11 protein-coding genes are annotated in these 17844 nt (G+C 69.5%); 2 read left to right on the top strand and 9 right to left on the bottom strand.

What is annotated here, in order from left to right:
- Window positions 1–5: 5 nt before the first annotated feature.
- From H7F35_RS18545 to H7F35_RS18585, 9 genes are all read right to left on the bottom strand, one after another.
- The gene (locus H7F35_RS18545; RefSeq protein WP_187108074.1) at window positions 6–2162 is read right to left on the bottom strand and encodes an SWIM zinc finger family protein; all 2157 of its coding nucleotides are present in this window, start codon (window positions 2160–2162) and stop codon (window positions 6–8) included.
- Window positions 2159–3283: a VWA domain-containing protein gene (locus H7F35_RS18550; RefSeq protein WP_187108075.1), complete on the bottom strand. Its 1125-nt coding sequence runs from the start codon at window positions 3281–3283 to the stop codon at window positions 2159–2161. Before H7F35_RS18550 ends, H7F35_RS18545 begins: the two co-directional genes overlap by 4 nt.
- Window positions 3280–5730, bottom strand: coding sequence for a DUF5682 family protein (locus H7F35_RS18555; RefSeq protein WP_187108076.1), 2451 nt, complete (start codon window positions 5728–5730; stop codon window positions 3280–3282). The genes H7F35_RS18550 and H7F35_RS18555 overlap by 4 nt, the downstream gene beginning before the upstream one ends.
- Before the next feature lie 10 nt (window positions 5731–5740).
- Entirely contained in the window at window positions 5741–6889 is a 1149-nt protein-coding gene (locus H7F35_RS18560) for an ATP-binding protein (RefSeq protein WP_187108077.1), read from the bottom strand.
- Window positions 6890–6906: 17 nt separating this feature from the next.
- On the bottom strand, window positions 6907–7344 hold the full coding sequence (locus H7F35_RS18565) for a hypothetical protein (RefSeq protein ID WP_187108078.1): 438 nt from the start codon (window positions 7342–7344) through the stop codon (window positions 6907–6909).
- Complete coding sequence (locus H7F35_RS18570) at window positions 7341–11501, bottom strand: WGR and DUF4132 domain-containing protein (protein WP_187108079.1); 4161 nt, start codon at window positions 11499–11501, stop codon at window positions 7341–7343. The genes H7F35_RS18565 and H7F35_RS18570 overlap by 4 nt, the downstream gene beginning before the upstream one ends.
- Before the next feature lie 297 nt (window positions 11502–11798).
- On the bottom strand, window positions 11799–12938 hold the full coding sequence (locus H7F35_RS18575; RefSeq protein ID WP_261803695.1) for a GGDEF domain-containing protein: 1140 nt from the start codon (window positions 12936–12938) through the stop codon (window positions 11799–11801).
- A gap of 144 nt (window positions 12939–13082) precedes the next feature.
- A complete protein-coding gene (gene recJ, locus H7F35_RS18580; protein ID WP_187108081.1) occupies window positions 13083–14804 on the bottom strand; it encodes a single-stranded-DNA-specific exonuclease RecJ in 1722 nt (573 codons plus the stop codon).
- Window positions 14801–15766: a hypothetical protein gene (locus H7F35_RS18585; protein WP_187108082.1), complete on the bottom strand. Its 966-nt coding sequence runs from the start codon at window positions 15764–15766 to the stop codon at window positions 14801–14803. The genes recJ and H7F35_RS18585 overlap by 4 nt, the downstream gene beginning before the upstream one ends.
- Before the next feature lie 143 nt (window positions 15767–15909).
- On the opposite strand from H7F35_RS18585, the gene H7F35_RS18590 reads away from it, so the two are divergent.
- Together H7F35_RS18590 and lolD are read left to right on the top strand one after the other, a co-directional pair.
- On the top strand, window positions 15910–17166 hold the full coding sequence (locus H7F35_RS18590) for a lipoprotein-releasing ABC transporter permease subunit (RefSeq protein WP_187108083.1): 1257 nt from the start codon (window positions 15910–15912) through the stop codon (window positions 17164–17166).
- A complete protein-coding gene (gene lolD, locus H7F35_RS18595; RefSeq protein WP_187108084.1) occupies window positions 17159–17836 on the top strand; it encodes a lipoprotein-releasing ABC transporter ATP-binding protein LolD in 678 nt (225 codons plus the stop codon). Before H7F35_RS18590 ends, lolD begins: the two co-directional genes overlap by 8 nt.
- The last annotated feature ends 8 nt before the right edge of the window (window positions 17837–17844 follow it).

Genomic DNA, 17844 nt, shown 5'->3' on the forward strand with positions numbered 1-17844 from the left:
TCCGGTCAAGGCTCGGCCGACTGCGCAACGCCCTGCATCAGCAGTCCCAACATCGCCAGTTGCGCCACCAGCGCCGGACGCTGTGCGGAGCGCATGTTTTCGAGCACGCCGCCCAGCAGCTTTGCGCTGTGACCCAGACCCGATTGCTTCAACCGCAGCACCTGCGCCTCGGCCCGTGACCATGCGCCGCCGCCCTGATGGCGCAGGCCCTGGCGCAGCCAGAGCGCGAGCAGTTCGAGCGTGTCGCCGGCCAGCGCATTCAACGCAGGCACTTCCTCGGTGTCGCTCTGCAAATCCAGCGGCTGCGGCATCGGCGCTTCGGCCTGCAGCACCACGGCGCGCTGCGCCGTCAGCAGGCTCAACGGTTGCATGATCGCGCGACCGCCTTGCAGATGCACCGTGCCGGCCACGGCACGCAGGGCGCCCCATTCGCCTGCGAGCGCGCGTGCCAGTGCGTCGACGGCACCCGGTGAGACGGTGCGATGTGGCAGTGCGAGGTGCAGCAATCCATCGCTGCCGCTTTCATCCGCTGCCTGTGGCCCGTCCAGCGCCGCCTGCCCCAGCCTCGCGTGCAGCACCTGCGCCGCCGCATCCCAGTGGCAGGACGCCACCTCCATGCGATCGAAGGCCACCACATGCAGTTGCCCCGCTGCACCGGCCGACGCGCCACTCGCGGCCTGGCGCGGCCGCACGAAGTCCGGTGGCGCCTCGCGCAGATGCGCCACCAGCGCGGCCACGCTGTCCTGCCGCAGCGGCGCGACGAGGTCGTCCCATGATTTCGGCGACAGCGGCAGCACGCCGGTCTGGCGCGCGCCGGGGGCGATGTCGATCAGCCCGTTGGCGCGCCGCGTCGCGGTCTTGGTGATGACCTGCCCGCTCGCCAGTTGCCGCAGCGGAAAGCCCGCGACGCGGCGGCCGAGCAGGTTGGGCGCGGCGCCGCCGGTGGCGATGTCCGCCGCGCGCGACCACTGGCGTTCCAGCACCGTCACGTTCTGCGTGTCGGGGTCGGCAAAGAGAATGCTCGCCCCTTCGGCCGTGTCGTCGGACCAGAGTTCAGCGCCGAGCGACACCAGCCGCAGGTGGTCGAGCGCGACCTCTCCCTTCACGCCGATGCCCAGGATCTGGCTCGCCAGCAGCGCAGGCCGCGCCTGCGGGCGCTCGGCCTGCGCGGCCGCCTGAAGCCGGGCCCACAGCTCGGCCAGCACGCGCACCAGTCGCAAGGGCTCGAAGCGGCTGCTGCGCGCCTGTTGGGCCTGCAGCAGTTGCCAGAGTTCGTCGAGCGCGTCGTCGACCCAGTTCCAGGCCAGCGCGCGCGCCTGGTTGCGCACCGCCTCGAAGCGTGCCGCCAGCGCCATCAACGGCTGGCTCGATCCGTCGAGCCAGAGCGACAGCAGCAAGGCGTCGATCTGCGCGCGCAGCATGCGTGCGGCCTCGCCCTGCATCGCTTGCGGCGAAGAGTTGCCATCGGCCGCGTCGGCGCTGCCCGAGGCCGGCGACCGCACTTCGACCATGACCTCGGCCGAGCCCGGCAGCAACGCACCCGCCTGCCGGAAGGCCCAGAGCGCGATCACCACGTGCGCGCAGCCGCTGCCCTGCTTGCAGTCGCAGCGCGCATGCACGAGCGAACTGCGCGAGAAGAAGCGCACGCTGCACATCGGCAGCCGCGCCACCGGCGGTGCGCTGGCACTGCGCCACGCCTGCACGCCGACCACGGGCCGCGCCGCAGCGAACTTGTGGGCCTGTTCGAGCACGGAAGGCGCAAGGCTGGCTGCCAGCGCGGCATCGTCGAACTCGGCGGGACTCCATGCACCGGCTGATTCCGTGGGCGCTTCGGTGTCGTCGGCCGATGGTGCCTGCGCGGTGGCCACGGAAGCCGCCTGCGCCTGATAAGCCAGCACCAGCATCACCCGGTGCCGGCACATGCCGCTCGCGGGGCAACTGCATTGCGCATCGCGCAGCGTGCGCCCGGGTGGCAGGCTGGTGCGCACGCCGTCGTCGAAGTGGGCCTGCACCACGCCGTCCGCGCCGGTCTCCAGCCGCGGCAGCAGGCCGGCCGCCACGTCCTTTTGCGCACGCTTGACGAAGCCCGCGTTGGCCAGCGCGGTCAACGCCTCTGGCGTCAGTTCGAGCAGGTCGGCGCGCAGTTCGGTCATCGCGCTCATCCCTGCACCTTCTCGGCCAGCCAGCCCGCGAGCTGGCCCGGCGTCATCGCGCCGATCTGCGCGCCTTCGCGCACCAGCCGCGCGGCCATCTCGCGGTCAAAGGCCGGCTCGGCCTGCGCATCGAGCGCGGCCAGCCCGAGCACCTTGGCACCCGACTCGACCAGCGCCTTCACCCGCCGCACCAGCTCGTGTTCGCTGCCGCCTTCGTAGAAGTCGCTCACCAGCACCACGATGCTCTTGCGCGGATTGGCAATCAGCGACTGCGCATAGGCCACGGCCTTCGCGATGTCGGTCCCGCCGCCCAGTTGCACCTTCATCAGCAGCTCGACCGGATCGGACACATCGGATGTGAGGTCGACCACCGCCGTGTCGAAGGCCACCAGCCGCGTGCGCATGCCGGGCAACTGCCACAGGCACGCAGCCATCACCGCGCTGTGGATCACCGAGTCGACCATCGAGCCGCTCTGGTCGATCAGCAGGATGATGTCCCACGGCTCGGCGTGCCGCTTGGTGCGGCTGATGAACACCGGCCGCTCCACATAGAGCTTGCGGCGTTCCGGGTCGTAGCGGTGCAGGTTGGCGGCCAGCGTCTGCTTGAAGTCGAAGTTGCGCGCGATCTTCATGCGCGATCGGCGGCGCCGGTCGCGGCTGCCGCTGAAGGCCTGCCGCACTTCGGTGGCCAGCTTTTCCATGATGCGGCGCACCACCTCGGCCACCAGCTTGCGCGCGGCCGCGAGCACCTGCGGGTTCATCAGGTGCTTGGTGTGCAGCACCGCGCGCAGCAGCGATTCGGAAGGCTCGATGCGCTCCAGCACTTCGAGGTTGGTCACCACCTCGTCGATGCCGTAGCGCTCGACCGCGTCCTGCTCCAGCCGCTCGATCACTTCCTTCGGAAAGAGCGAGTGGATGGTGTTGATCCAGTCCGGCGTGCTGAGCGCCGACGGGCCGAGGCCCGCGCTGCGTTCGCCGCGGCTGGCGCGGTCGCTGTCGCGGCCGTAGAGCCAGTCGAGCGCGGCGTCGGCCGCCTTGGCCTCGGCGCTCAGGCCGCCGCAGCACGCTTCGGCCGGATCGCCCAGCAGCAGGCGCCAGCGTTGCAGCGGATCGGGAATGTCCAGGCTCATGGGCGGGGGCTTCCGTCGAAGTCCTTGTCGTTGTTGTCGAGCGTGACGCCCCAGGCCGCGAGGCGCGCGAGCACGGCGTCTTCCACCATGCGCGCCTGCGCCAGCGCTTCCGGCGCGGCCTCGCCGGAGTGCGTGGCCGTGAGCGCGCGGCGCGACAGATGAGCGGCGTCGTGCAGCTTCAGCACCTGCTCGGCCAGCAATCCGCGCTCTTGCGGCGGCAGCCAGGCAAAGGCGGCGCGCAGGCTGGGCATGGCGCGCACGAAGTCGGCGTTGTCCAGCGCCTGCACCGTGCGGTCCATGCCGGCGACGAAGGCCGGTTCGGACGACAGCGTTTCGCGTGCCAGCGCGAGCAGGCCGGTGAGCGCATCGCCGAGCACCGGCGCAGGCAGCGAATGCAGCAGTTGCATCGCTTCATTCACGCCGGCATCGTGCGGCTGCGCGTGTGCAGCCCGCCCCGCCAGGCTCAGCGTGGCGCCCAGCGCGGCGCCACGGCTCACGGGCGCGGCGCTGGCATCGGCCGCCTTGCGCTGCCAGACCGCGAGCGCGCGCGCCGGCTCCACGTCGAGCAGCTTCGGTGCGTCGGCGTCGTGCGATGTGTCGGCCGCATGGGCCAGCACGTCGGCCACGATCCGCCGCAGCGCGAGGTGGCCCTGCAGATGCGCGTCCATGTCGGCTGGCGTGACGGCGGCGGGCGGCTCCAGCAGCCACAGCGCGCGGTCGAAGCCCGACTCGATCACCACGCGCAGCACCGGCGCATCGGCCATGCCCAGCATCTGGCCGTGGCGCAGCAGCGTATGCAGCACCGACAAGGCCGGGCCCAGCGCCTCGAAGCGCGGCTCGTTGGCGATGGCGCCCTGCAGCTCGCCCAGCAGCGAATCGCTGAGCGCCGACAGCCCCGCCCACGCGGCCTGGTTGAGCCCATCGGCCAACGGACCGATGCGGCCCTGTGCCTGGCGCAGATCGTCTTCGAGCCGGGCCCGCGCCGCGTCATGCAGGCTCGCGCCCCAGGCGCCGGCCTCGATCAGCGCGGCCTGCTGCTCCAGCGGCTCGGCCAGCGACCAGACTTCGGTGCGTTCGCCCGACATTGCCAGCTTCGGCCCTTGCGTGCGTCGCACGCCGGGCAGTCGCAGGATCGACAGCCGGTGCAGCACGCGGCTCTTCGCGCGGTCGGCGTCGGCCAGCAGGTCGATCTTGAGCTGGCCGCGCAGCACGATGCCGTGCGCAGCGAGTTCGGCCGCCACCGCAGCCACCAGCGGCGGCTGCGGCGTGCCGGGCGCGAGGCGGCCGACGGTGTCGCCGGCCAGCACATCCATGGCCTGCACCAGCACCGGGTCGGTGCCGGGGCGGATCGCGCCGCGGTAGGTCCAGGGCAGCGGCGCATCGAGCGCGTCTTTTACCAGCGCGCCGGCCAGCGCGTCGAGCCAGTCGGAGCGCAGCGGCTTCTCGTGACCGCGCAAACGCGCGAGGCCTTGCGCACGCAGATGCACGGCCATTAGGTCGGCGGTGGAGGCGGGCAGTTTCTTGTCGCGCAGCCGTTGCATCACGTGCTGCAGCGCGCGATGTGCGGCGCCTTCGGGGCCGTGCTCCCAGACCCACTGGTAGTAGGCGGGGGAGGGCATGCCCGAGGCATAACCGGCGAAGGCATCGAGGCGCTTGAATGTGTACGGCACGAGGTAGGAGCCGAAGCGCAGCGGCGCATCGGCTCTGTCGTCCTGGCCTCCTTCATTGCAGGGTTCGAGCGATGGCTCTGGGGTTGCGGGCAGCTCGGCCGGCAGGCCCTGCCAGAGCCGCGCCAGCGCAGGCGCGTGGTAGCCGCCGCACACCACCAGCACCTGCGCGCGGCCGGGCTCAACCGGCTGCGCCATCGCCCAGGCGATCCAGCGCGCCATCATCTGTTCGCGCGCCTGGTTGCCCAGCGAGCCGGGGTCTTCGCCGCGCAAATGATCGAAGTAGGTGGCCAGGCGCTGCGCCAGCTCGGCCGCATCGCAGCCGTCCTCGAACAGGTGGTCCCACAGTGCATCGCGGCCCTGCACCGAGAGCTTCTCGGTCAGCGCGCGTTCGTAGGCTTCGGCGCGTTCTTCATGCTGCGCATCGGCCACGTCGGCGTATCGGTTCTCCATGCGCGAGAAGGCGTCGTGCCACGCAGGCAGGTCGATGAAGCGCACCTGCGCGCCGACTTCGCGCGCCACCTGCAGCGCCTGCCATTCGGGCGAGTGCTCGGCAAAGGGCGACCACGAGCCGCGATGCGTTTCGTCGCCCGAGAGGTAGCTGTAGATCGCCACCGGCAACTGGTGCGGCAGGTACAGCTCGGCCAGTCGTTCGTTGAAATCGGCTGGCCCTTCGATCAGCACATGCGCGGGGCGCAGGGTGCGGATGCGCTCGGCGACCAGCCGCGCGCAGGCAGGGCTGTGGTGACGCACGCCGACGATGTGGGGCTGCTGTGTCATTGCCGCGCGCTCAGGGAAGACGATGCCGCGCCTCGTAGTACGCACGCCAGTGCGCGCCGTTGCGCTTGGCGGCCTTCTGCTCGAAGTAGCGGCGCAGCTTGGCGCGATCGTCCGCGTTGTCTTTCACCACCGTGCCCGCGATGCAATCGACCAGATCGGCCGGCGAGCCCTCGCGCTGTTCGAGGAACCACGCGCGCACGCCGACCGCATGCGCCACGTTCACCGCTTCGGCGGTCGACATCACGGCCGTGAGCCGGTCCATCGCTGCGTCGCCACCATTGCCGTTCCCGCCTTCCTTGGCCGGCGCGCCGCGCAGGTCGCGGAAGGTCGACACCAGCAGTTCCAGCACCGGCGCGGGAATGGTCTTCGGAATGCCGCTCTGTGCCAGAAGGCGCGCGGACGACTCCTGCACCAGCGCCAGTTCGCGGTCGAAGTCGAGGATGGGGAACACGGTCTCGAAATCGAAGCGGCGCTTGAGCGCCGCGCTCATCTCGTTCACGCCACGGTCGCGCGTGTTGGCGGTGGCGATGATGTTGAAGCCCTCGCGCGCATAGAGCATGCCGTGCTCGCCCGACAGCTCGGGCACCGCCATCACGCGGTCCGACAGCATGCCGAGCAGGCAGTCCTGCACTTCGAGCGGCGCGCGCGTGATTTCCTCGAAGCGCACCACCTGGCCCTTCTGCATGCCCAGGTAGAGCGGCGCCGGCACCATCGCGCGCGGGCTCGGCCCTTCGTTGATGAGCAGCGCGTAGTTCCAGCCGTACTTGATCTGGTCTTCGGTGATCGATGCGCCGCCCTGGATGGTGAGCGTCGAGATGCCCGAGATGGCGGTGGCCAGCAGCTCCGACAGCATCGACTTCGCCGTGCCCGGCTCGCCCACCAGCATCAGCCCGCGTCCGGTGGCCAGCGTGACCAGCATGCGTTCGATGCTGGCCACGGGCGCGACGATCTTGGGCGCGATGTCGAGCGACGCATCTCCGAGGATGAAGGCGCGGGCGGCTTTCAGCCCCAGCACCCAGCCGGGCGGGCGCGGGTCCTTGTCCTGCGCCTGCAAGCGCGCGAGCTGCGCGGCGTACTGGATCTCGGCCGGCGGGCGTTGCAACTGCGTTGGCGTTTGCGGCGCACCGGTGTCTTTGGAGCTTTTGCTGGATGTGGCCATGGTGGATGCTGATGAAACTAGAGGAGCTTGTACTCGCCGGGCTTGCCGGTCTCGATGGTGATGTCCGAGCTGTCCTGCGAATAGGTGTGAGTGGCGCGCAGCCGGATGCGCCCGCCCTGGAAGGTCTCGCGCCGGTTGCCGGCTTCGAGGACGTTCATGCCACCCGAGAGCTCCTTCACGAGCACGCGCGCCACCCGCCGTGGCGCACCGCGTTCGCCGACCGTCAGCCATTCGATCCACAGCCGTGAATGCACATGCGAGAACCCCGTGTCGGCGATCACCACGCGAAGCACGCCGCTGCCCTTCGGCGAGGTCCACTCGCCGCCGGTGGCCACAGTGGTCACGCGCGGCGAGACCTCGGGCGCGTTGCCTTCGGCCGCTGTTGCTGCTGTGGCCGCCAAGGCCGTGGCCGCGATGGCCAGGCCCGCCGCCAGCATCCACGCGCGCCGCTTCATGCCCGCAGCCCTTCCATGTCGCGGATCAGTTCGCTCGCCGAGATCGGGTCGAGCAGGTGCAGTGCTTCGGCATCGCGCATGTCGCCCCAGCCCGAGGGCTGGCCGACCTGCACCTGGCCCAGCGTCTGCTCGGGATATTCGTCCACCATGCCGACGATGATGCCGGGGTCCAGGCTCAGCTCGATCACGCGGTTCGTGCCCAGCGGCTTGCTGAAGTACCAGATGCAGCCGGCGTCTTGCGCCTGGCCGCGGCGCCAGCCCTTGTTGGCCAGGCCCAGCACGCGACCGGTGGGCACCTTCACGTCTTTCCAGCGCTCGAGCTTCAAGCTCTTCTTTTCTTCGTCGGTCAGCGTGTAGATGTCGCGGCCGATCTGGGCGAAGGGCTGCAGCAGCTCGTAGTCGGCGAACACCTGGCCGAAGGCGGCGGCATCGGCGGGCGACAGGTCCAGCGCATGCGGCACGCCGATGCGGATGTTGTCGCCCGTAGGCAATTCGAAGGGGTCGTCTTCGGCCGTGGTGTAGCTGCCGTCCTCCGCCACGCGGAAGCATGCCTGCAGCGTGCCGCCGTAGCTGTTGTCGCCCTCCACCGCGTACACCCCCCAGATCAGCCGCTGCACGATGTGGCGCACCAGCGGATGCTCGACCAGGAAAAGGCGAAACACCTCGGGCGTCCAGCGCCGGCGTGCGCACATCGCCACTTCGAGGCGCAGCAGTTGCTGGCTCGCGATGGTGCGTGCGTCCTTCTTGAGCAGCTTGAAGCGCTCGACCGCTTCCTTGCCCAGTGCGTCGTCGTCGGTCTTCTTGGGCTTGGGCAGGTCGGGCAGCCGCGCGCCATCGACGCCACCGGTGCTCTCGCGCACATAGGGCTTGAGCGCTTCGTCGAACCCGACCTTGAAGGCGCGCGGGCCGAAGTCCAGCAGCATCGTGCCCTGCTCGTCGAGGCCGAGGTCGGGTGCGAGCCGGTCTTCGAGTTCCTCGGTGCTCAGGCCGCGCGCCTCGGCGATGGCGTCGATCTTCTCGCGCGCCTTGTCCTGCAGGCCCTTGAACTTGACCTTCTGCGCGATGCCGTTGAGCAGCATCAGCGCGACGTCGCTGCCGATGGTGGCCAGCACGTCGAGCCCGGTCACGGCGCGCGCATGCGCAGCCTCGCCGGGCCAGGCGCGAATGAAGGGTGTGAGCTTGCGCGCCGTGTCGTCGTTGCCGAACAGGCCCAGCGAGGTGAGCGCCCAGCCTTCCTTGCTCGGCCCGCTGGCTTCGAGCCAGGCGGTGAAGGCGTCCCATGCGAACTCGGCCAGCGAGTCGGCGTCGCAGGCCTCCTTGACCACGGGGATGCCACCGTAGATGCCTTCGGTGGTCGGAAAGGTCAGCATCTGGCCGAAGTGGTCGAGCGCATCGTCGGGCAGCGCCTTGCCGTTCCTGAGCGTCGGGCGGCGCCAGCCGCGCGGTTGCCAGAACTCGGGCAGCTTGGCGCGCTTGGTGGGAAAGCGGTCGAGCGGGCTTTCGTCGAGCACGGCGCGCAGCGCCTGCACCACCTCGGGCTGGCGGTAGCGGCCGGCCACTTCGAGCAGCAGCGCCTCGTGGCCGTTGGCCTGCAGGAGGCGCAACGCCGAGCCCGCGCAGTCGCGTGCCTCGCCGGCCTTGCCGAGCGCAGGCGCGATCAGGCCGCAGGCGGCGTGCTCGGGATACTTCAGCAGCCATTCGCGGCCGGCGGCGCGCAAGGTCTTGAGCTTGGCGAAGGCGCGGGCGGCCGGCATGGCCAGGTCGGGCGTGCCGTAGTTGAGCGCGTACGACAGGTTCTCGGAGGGTTTCGACCGCACCATCGCAATCAGGCCCGGCATCACGGCCTGGCCGTGCGTGGCGAGCACCATGCCGATGTCGTCGCTTTCCGCCTCGCTCGCAATCGCGTTCCAGAACGGCACGCCGACTGCAGCCGGCAGCAGCGTGACGAAGCTCGATGTGAAGCAGAACCAGTTGTAGCGCTCCTTCTTGCGCTCGACCACCATGGCGCGCCAGTTGGCGATCAGCCCCTGCGCATCGCCGTCGCGGATCGCGGCTTCGGCCGCCTTGGCGAGCGGGCCGTGTGATTTTTGCTTCTTGATGTCGAAGCCCAGTTCATCGAGCAGCACCGCCATGTTCTGGCGCGCCGATGCATGGCGATTCATTTGCCACGAGTTCAGGCGCAACGCCTTCTCGCGTTCGCCTTCGTTCCACTGTTCAGCCGTAGCCAGCGCAAGCGGTTCCAGCACCAGCGTGGCGGCGGCTTTCTTCTGCACTTTGGCAAGCCACGGTGGCGCGGCCAGCACGGGCGGCAGTTCGTCGGCATCGGCCACTTCGGCGGGGCCGGACAGCAGCGCGAGTTGCCGGTCGATGGCGGCCTGCGCGCCAGCATCCAGCCAGGGCCGCAGCGCGGGCAGCAGGGCTGCGCTGTGCGCGCGCAGCAGGCGCGTGAGGCTGGGCGTGACGAGGTTGGCGTCCTTGCCGCCAGCCGCGACCAGCCGTGACAGCGCGGCGATGGCCGCCGCCGGCCAGCGGTCGACCGACAGCGCAAGCCGCGCCAGCGCGCCCTTCGATTGGCTCGCCACGCGGGCCAGCGCCTGCACCGCCTCGGGCGTGCCGATGCATGCGAGCGCGTCGCCCGCGTCGTCGTTGGCGGCGCCGCGCTCCAGCACGGGCACGGCCTCGGTGCCGCGCTCCTGCACCAGCGTGCTCGTCATGTGGCTGTCGCCCCAGAAGCCGCTGGAATAGCTGAGCTTGACCTTGGCGGCCAGCGCGATGGCGGCCAGGTCGGTGGCCGTCAGCAGCAGCCAGTGCGTGGTTTCGGGCGTGCCCTTTTCGGCTGCGAGCGCATGCACCATCGCGTTCGAGATCTCGGGGGCGTCGGGCAGCATCAGGGCCAGCGTGGGTTGGCGGCTGGGGTGCACGCCGGGCAACGCGGCTTCGATCTTGTCGCGGCAGGCTTGCCAGACCTCGGGCTCGGCGGCGGCCAGGTGCGCGCGCAGCGCTTGCTCGCCTTGCCCCAGCGGGCCGTAGTAGCTGTTGCCCATGGCGCGGCTCACCGCGCTGCCGAAACTGCTGCGGCGGACCTGGGCTTGCCGGTCGTAGTCGGTCTGGACCTGGATCTGCTGCGCCGACAGCAGGATGTCGATGGCACCCGGCAGTCCGTATTGCGCCACCAGGTAGTTCGCCACCATTTCGCCGGGCTCGTTCTCGCCGTAGTGGCCGCCGGTGCTCAGCGCCAATGCCATCAGCACGGTGTCGGACTCGGCATCGGCAGAGGGCTCGCGCAGCGCCACGCGATCGAGCATGCGTTGCACCGCAGGCTGCAGGGCCGCATCGCTGTTGCCGACATCGACCTTCGGATCGAGCTGGCGGCGCACCAGCTGCCAGGTGGCGGCCGCACCCGTGCTTGCAGCAGGCTTCGGAGGGAAGCGGCGCGAGGGAAAGGCCTGGCGCAGCATCTCGGGCGAGAGCCGCACGGGCGCACCGCTGGCAAGCCACGGCGGCGTGTCGGCGCTGACGGGCATCTCGGCGCCGATGGATGCTTCCGCGGCTGCGTTCGGTGCGGTTGCACCCAGTTCCTTCGCAAGCGCCTGCGCGTTCTTGACGGGCGTGCAACTGGTGCCCCAGCCGTCCAGCAGGCCCTGTGCCTTGAGCCGCTTGAACGCCAGCGCGGCGCCTTGCTCGCTCACGCCATGCTGGCGCTTGAGCATGCCGGGCGACAAGGTGTCCTTGGTCGTGAGTTCGCCCGCTTCCATCTTTGCGCGCACGGCTTCGAACACGCGGTCGGCCTGGCTGTCGATGCTTTCGGTGGAGGGCGCTGCGGCTTCCTGCGCGGGCGCGCTGGCGTCGGCCGCTGCCGTGGATTCCGCCGCTGCCGGCGAGGCTGTTTTTTCGGCGGTGGCTTCGGCCTTCGGCTTGGCCTCGGTCTTGCCGATGGCCGCGCCGGTGGCCACGCCGACTTCGCCGTAGCCCTTGCCGGTCTTCTCGGCGGCGAGCTTGGTCAGCGCGGCATCGGCCTTGGTGGCGTCGGCGAAAGACTTGGTCTGGCTCTGGCCTGCGGTGCCGATGCGGCCCCAGCGGATGTTGAGGTCGGAGCCGACCTGTTCCACTTCCCAGAATTTGCTGGCGGTTCCTTCGATCAGTTCAAAACGGCGCATGGAAAAACGTCCTCCTGTGAATCGACGACGCGCCCTGTCGGCGCTGAATGTGGCGGATGAATCGGGGCGATGGCGGCGGTCTGGACATCTGCCGGTCGGCATGCGCGATGGGGCTCAACCACGCATCTGTGCATGCCGTGTTCGCGACCGAGGATAAAGGCCCGATGTGAAAGCCCGACCCGTCAGCAACGTGACGGTCGGGCGCTCGATGGTGCGTAAAAAACAGGCAGTAGAAAAGAAGGAAATCTCATGCCTGAATCATGCACCGTGCCTCATGCGGCGGCAGGTACGAAAAATTCATTCATGCAGTTCGCCGGCGAACGCATAGGCCGGGCCCATGCGTTGTTGCTCGCAGTGGCGCAGTGCGCGGTCGGCGGCCTGCACGATGCTTTCAAGCGTGTCGCCGTCGACCGGGTGGCTGGCAATGCCGAAGTTCAGTTCGCCGCCCGCGAGCAGCCGGCCATCGTGCTCGACCGGCCGGGCGCCGGCGGTCAGCATGCGTATCGCCATCTCCGCGAGCTTGTGCCGCGCCGGTGTGCCGACCAGCAGGATCGCGAACTCGTCGCCACCGAGCCGGGCCACCATGTCGTCCGCGCGCACCTGCTGGCGCAGGCGCCGGGCCATGGCGGCCAGCACCGCATCGCCGCCTGCGCGTCCATGCCGTTCGTTCACGCGGCTGAAGCCGTTCAGGTCGGCCAGCATCAGCGAGAACGGCCGGCCTTCGCGCAACCAGTCGCGGCCGCGGCTCTCGAAGCCGGCGCGGCTGGTGGCGCCGGTGAGCGCGTCGGTGCCCAGGTCTTCCACCTTTTGCTGCGTGCGAGCTTCGAGCGCCCGATCGGCGCGCAGGCGCACGCCGATGGCGATGACGAACACCATCAGCTCCGCAATCACGGCGGCCTGCGCGAAGTTCATGCGGCGGGGTGCCCAGGCCGGGTCCAGCCAGATCGACATCGGGGTGGCCGAGATGCCGCCGATCAGCAGCGCCGCGCCGGCCAGGAACAACGCCGCCGGCCAAGGCAGGCGGCGCAGCACCATCACCGCGCCCACTGCAAGGATCACCGTGGAGGCCACTGCCAGTGCCTGCACCGTGCGCAGCGTCCACACGAGCTGTGTTTCGAGGGCGGCATAAAGCACGGCGATCGCGAAGAGGACCAGCGTGGCCTGCGCGACCCGGTCCAGGCGCGGCGCGAAATCCTTCAGCCGCAGCAGGTGCCGCCCGAACTGAAGCCGGCAGACCGTCCACAGCACCAGCGCCGCCGCCGGCCAATGGGCGGATGGGCCGCGCGGCGCCAGGCCGTTCAAGCCGGCAAAGGCGACCAGTGCACAGGCACAGGCCAACGCGTAATAACCGTGGATGACGCTGCCGAACACCAGCAGCAATACCAGACCGCACACCATGAGGCCCGCCAGCAGGCCATAGCTCGCGCCATCGATCATGGGCAAGCGCCGGTGGAGGAGGGGGAGCGGTGACAGGAAGGCATCCGGGCGTCTCGAAGTTTTTCTTTTGACAGGTTGGGTAACCGATCGTATCTCCGAAGCCCCGGGGGCGCGTGTCCCCTAAGTCACGCGCCTTTGCGCAGGCTAGAACTCCGCGCCTTCAACCAGAAAGCGCAGGCGGCGCACGCCCTGCCATTCGTCCGCATCGAGCCGGAACGCCAGCTTGACCTTGGGCGGCAGCGGATCGGTGTGGCTGAACCAGATCGCGTCGATCGGCTGCCCCTGGTGCTTGAGCTTGAGCGCCAGGTGTTTTTCGCCCACCAGCCGCTGCGACACCACCTCGACTTCTTCGCTGAAGGTCGGCGGCGCGAAGCCCTGGCCCCACACCTCCTTGTGCAGCGTGTCGACCAAGTCGATGCGCATGTACTCGCGTGCGATGGGCCCGTCGGTTTCGATCTGCCGCGTGAGCGCGGAGGCGGCCAGCCATTCGCCGGCCACCTGCGCCAGCCCCTGCTCGAAGGTCTTGAAGTGCTCGCGCGCCACGGTGCAGCCCGCGGCCATGGCATGCCCGCCGAAGCGCAGCAGCACGCCCGGATGGCGCTTGGCCACGAGGTCGAGCGCATCGCGCAAATGAAAGCCCGGGATCGAACGGCCTGAGCCCTTCAGCTCGTGTTCCTTGCCCGGTGCGCCGCTCGCTGCGAACACGAAGGTCGGCCGGTGAAAGCGGTCCTTGATGCGCGAGGCCACGATGCCGACCACGCCTTCGTGGAAGTTCGCGTCGAACACGCTGATGGCCGGCGGCGGCGCCTCGATGCCTTCGCCGTCGGTGGCGAACAGCGACTCGGCCAGCAGCAGCGCCTGGTCGCGCATGCCGCCTTCGATGTCGCGCCGCTCGCGGTTGATGCCGTCGAGCATGCGCGCGAGTTCGTCGGCGCGGCCTGCGTCGTCGGTCAACAGGCATTCGATGCCCAGCGTCATGTCGGCCAAGCGGCCGGCCGCGTTGATGCGCGGGCCCAGGGCAAAGCCGAAGTCGAAGGTGGTGGCGACCGACGCGGTGCGGCCTGCGGCCTTGAAGAGCGCGGCTACGCCGGCAGGCATGACGCCAGCGCGGATGCGGCGCAGGCCCTGCGCCACCAGCCGGCGGTTGTTGGCGTCGAGCTTCACCACGTCGGCGACCGTGCCGAGCGCCACCAGCGGCAGCAGCGCGTCGAGCTTGGGCTGTGTTGCCACGTCGAACACGCCGCGCTTGCGCAGCTCGGAGCGCAGCGCCAGCAGCACATAGAACATGACGCCGACACCGGCGATGCTCTTGCTCTCGAACTCGCAGCCGGGCTGGTTGGGGTTCACCAGCACGTCGGCCACCGGCAGTTCGGGGCCGGGCAAGTGGTGGTCGGTCACCAGCACCTGCAGGCCGCGTGCCTTGGCGGCCGCAACACCCTCGACGCTGGCGATGCCGTTGTCGACGGTGATCAGCATGTCGGCGCCGCTGTCGGCCACGCGCTCGGCAATCGGTGGGGTCAGGCCGTAGCCGTCGACCACGCGGTCGGGCACGAGGTAGCTCACGTTCTTGGCGCCCAGCAGGCGCAGGCCGCGCACGCCGACCGCGCAGGCAGTGGCGCCGTCGCAGTCGTAGTCGGCCACGATGCACAGGCGCTTGTCGAGCGCCATGGCATCGGCCAGCAGCACCGCGGCTTCGCGCGTGCCGCGCAGCGTGTCGGGCGCCAGCAGCCGGGCCAGGCCGTCGTCGAGTTCTTCCTTGGCGCGTACGCCGCGTGCCGCAAAGAGGCGCGCGAGCAGCGGGTGCACGCCGGCCTGTTCCAGCGCCCAGACGGTGCGCGGCGGGATTTCTCTGGCGACGATCTTCACAGGGCCTCCAGCACGCTGGATGCGCGTGTGCGGTCGAACAGGCTCTTGGCCCAGCGGGCCAGGCCGCGCTGCTGCACGGTGTAGCGCTGCGCGGCGCGGTCGCCGCACAGCGTGAGCGCCACGTCGGCACCGCGCGTGTAGTCGGTCAGCAGGTCGGCGATGGCGCCGGCGTCCAGCGCCTGCCAGGCGGCGGCCCAGGCCGCGCCATCGTCGCGCAGCGCGGCGATGCGCAAGGCATCGCTGACTTCGGGCGTTGCGACGGGTCGCGTCGGCTCTTTCTTCAGCACGCCGGTGCCGCTGAGCCAGAAGGAGTTGATCGGTGGCACGCCGCGCGCGGCGCGGTCGTCGTTCACGCGCTGCGTGTAGAGCAGCATCTGCATCTCGTTCTGCAGCCGGCGCAAGGGCCGCGACGAATCGCCCAGCGGCGACCACTGCGAGATCGGGCAGCCCACCGCACGGTCGATGGAGGCGGTGGCCAGCCCGTCGAAGATGGGCGCGCGTGCGAGCCAGCGGCCCGGCGTATCGGAGGGATACAGCCTGATGCCGTCTTCTTCGAAGAAGGGTTGTGCGACGGCCAGCAGGGCCATCGATTCGGCGGCGTCGATCTCGATGGCGGACGGGTCGCCCAGCGCCACATCGTCGATGCCGACCTGCCAGTTGCACAGCGTCACGAGGCCCCAGGCTTCGTGGTCGTCGGGCGCGGCCAGGCCGGTTTTCCGGGCTTCCAGCGCGGCCCAGGGGATGCAACCGTCGGCAGCGGAAATGCCCAGCGCCTGCGCGAGCGCGCGTTCATGCGGAGGCGAGCGCGTGCTTTCGTCCTGCGTGTCGGTGTCCGCCAGGCTCAGTCGCAGCAGCAGGGTTTCGAGGTTGGGCAGTCGCAGGGTGAGCAGTGCCGCACGGCAAGCCGGGGAACCGCGGCCGGCAAAGGGGATCAACAAGTGACGTGGGAGGGTTTCGGCCATCTCCCTATTGTCCGGGAAGCCCTGAGGTCATCCGGAATGCCACAATTCCGCCGTATGACCTACCCCCTCGCTCCTCACTTCGTGTGTTCGCTGCCCCCCGAGGGCGGGCAAATTTCCCTTGAGGCGGCTCGGCGGGAAATTTGATGCGACTTCCTTACGAACTGCAGCTCGGCTGGCGCTACACGCGCGCAGGCCGGGCGACGCGGCGCAACGGCTTCATCTCCTTCATCTCCGGTGTCTCGATGCTTGGCATCGCCCTGGGCGTGGCGGCGCTGATCATTGTGCTCAGTGTGATGAACGGCTTCCAGAAAGAGGTGCGCGACCGCATGCTCGGCGTGGTGTCGCACATCGAGATCTTCTCGCGCGACGGCCAGGCACTGCAGGACCTCGACCAGATCATGGCGGCGGCGCGCAAGAACCCCGAGGTGATCGGCGCGGCACCCTTCATCAACACGCAGGCGCTGATTGCGCGCGGCGAAGACATGAAGGGCGCCATCATTCGCGGCATCGACCCCAAGCTCGAACCCGAAGTCACCGACACCAACGGCATCGCCTCCAAGGGCACCTTCGACAAGCTGGTGCCGGGCCAGTTCGGCATCGTGCTGGGCATCGAGCTGGCACGCTCGATGTTCGTGCAGCCGGGCGACCAGGTGACGCTGGTGGCGCCGGGCGGACAGGTCACGCCGGCCGGCGTGGTGCCCAGGCTCAAGCAGTTCACCGTGGTCGGCACCTTCGATTCGGGCCACTACGAGTACGACTCGGCACTGGCCATGATCCACGAGCAGGACGCGGCCAAGGTGTTCCGCCTCGAAGGCCCGACCGGCATCCGCCTGAAGCTGAAGGACCTGAACGAGGCCCGCGACATCGCCGACCAGCTCGCGGTGAGCCTGCCCGGCGAGTTCCTGATCCGCGACTGGACGCGCCAGAACAAGACCTGGTTCGCGGCCGTGCAGGTCGAGAAACGCATGATGTTCATCATCCTCACGCTGATCGTGGCGGTGGCCGCCTTCAATTTGGTCTCGACGCTGGTGATGACGGTGACCGACAAGCGCGCCGACATCGCCATCCTGCGCACGCTCGGCAGCTCGCCGCGCAGCATCATGGCCATCTTCGTGGTGCAGGGCGCCATGGTGGGTGTGATCGGCACCGTGGCCGGCCTGTTGCTGGGCCTGGGCATCGCCTACAACATCGACGTGATCGTGCCCTTCCTCGAACATCTCTTCCACGCCAGCTTCCTGCCCAAGGACATCTACCTGATCAGCAAGATGCCGAGCGATCCGCAGCGCAGCGACATCATGCCCATTGCCATCATTTCCCTCGTCCTGTCTTTCCTGGCCACGCTGTATCCGAGCTGGCGCGCCAGCCGCGTGAACCCCGCCGAGGCGCTGCGCTATGAGTGACGTCGTATTGAAGGCCCGCGGCCTGACCAAGCGCTTCCACGAAGGCCGCCTCGACCTCACCGTGCTGCACGGTGTCGACCTCGACGTGCATGCCGGCGAAACACTGGCCATCGTCGGTGCTTCAGGCTCCGGCAAGAGCACGCTGCTGCACCTGATGGGTGGGCTCGATGCGCCCACGTCCGGCAAGGTCGAACTGCTGGGCAAGGACATCGCGCATGCCGATGCCGCCGAGCAAGGCCGCCTGCGCAACCAGCACCTGGGTTTCGTCTACCAGTTCCATCACCTGCTGCCCGAGTTCAGCGCGCTCGACAACGTGGCGATGCCGCTGAAGATCCGTCGCGTGGAGCCCGCGCAGGCGGCGCAGGCCGCCACGAAGATCCTGTCGAGCGTGGGCCTGGCCGAGCGCCTGCACCACCGGCCGGCCGAACTGTCGGGCGGCGAACGCCAGCGCGTGGCAATCGCGCGCGCACTGGTCACGCAGCCTGCCTGCGTGCTGGCCGATGAGCCCACCGGCAACCTCGACCGTGGCACCGCCGACACCGTGTTCGCGCTGATGCTCGACCTGGCGCACCGGCATGGCACGGCCTTCGTGATGGTCACGCACGACCAGGATCTGGCCAAGCGCTGCGACCGGGTGCTGCAATTGGTGGCAGGGCGGCTCGCCGGCTGACCGGGGGC

The sequence above is a fragment of the Variovorax sp. PAMC26660 genome (assembly GCF_014302995.1).
GTDB lineage: Bacteria > Pseudomonadota > Gammaproteobacteria > Burkholderiales > Burkholderiaceae_C > Variovorax.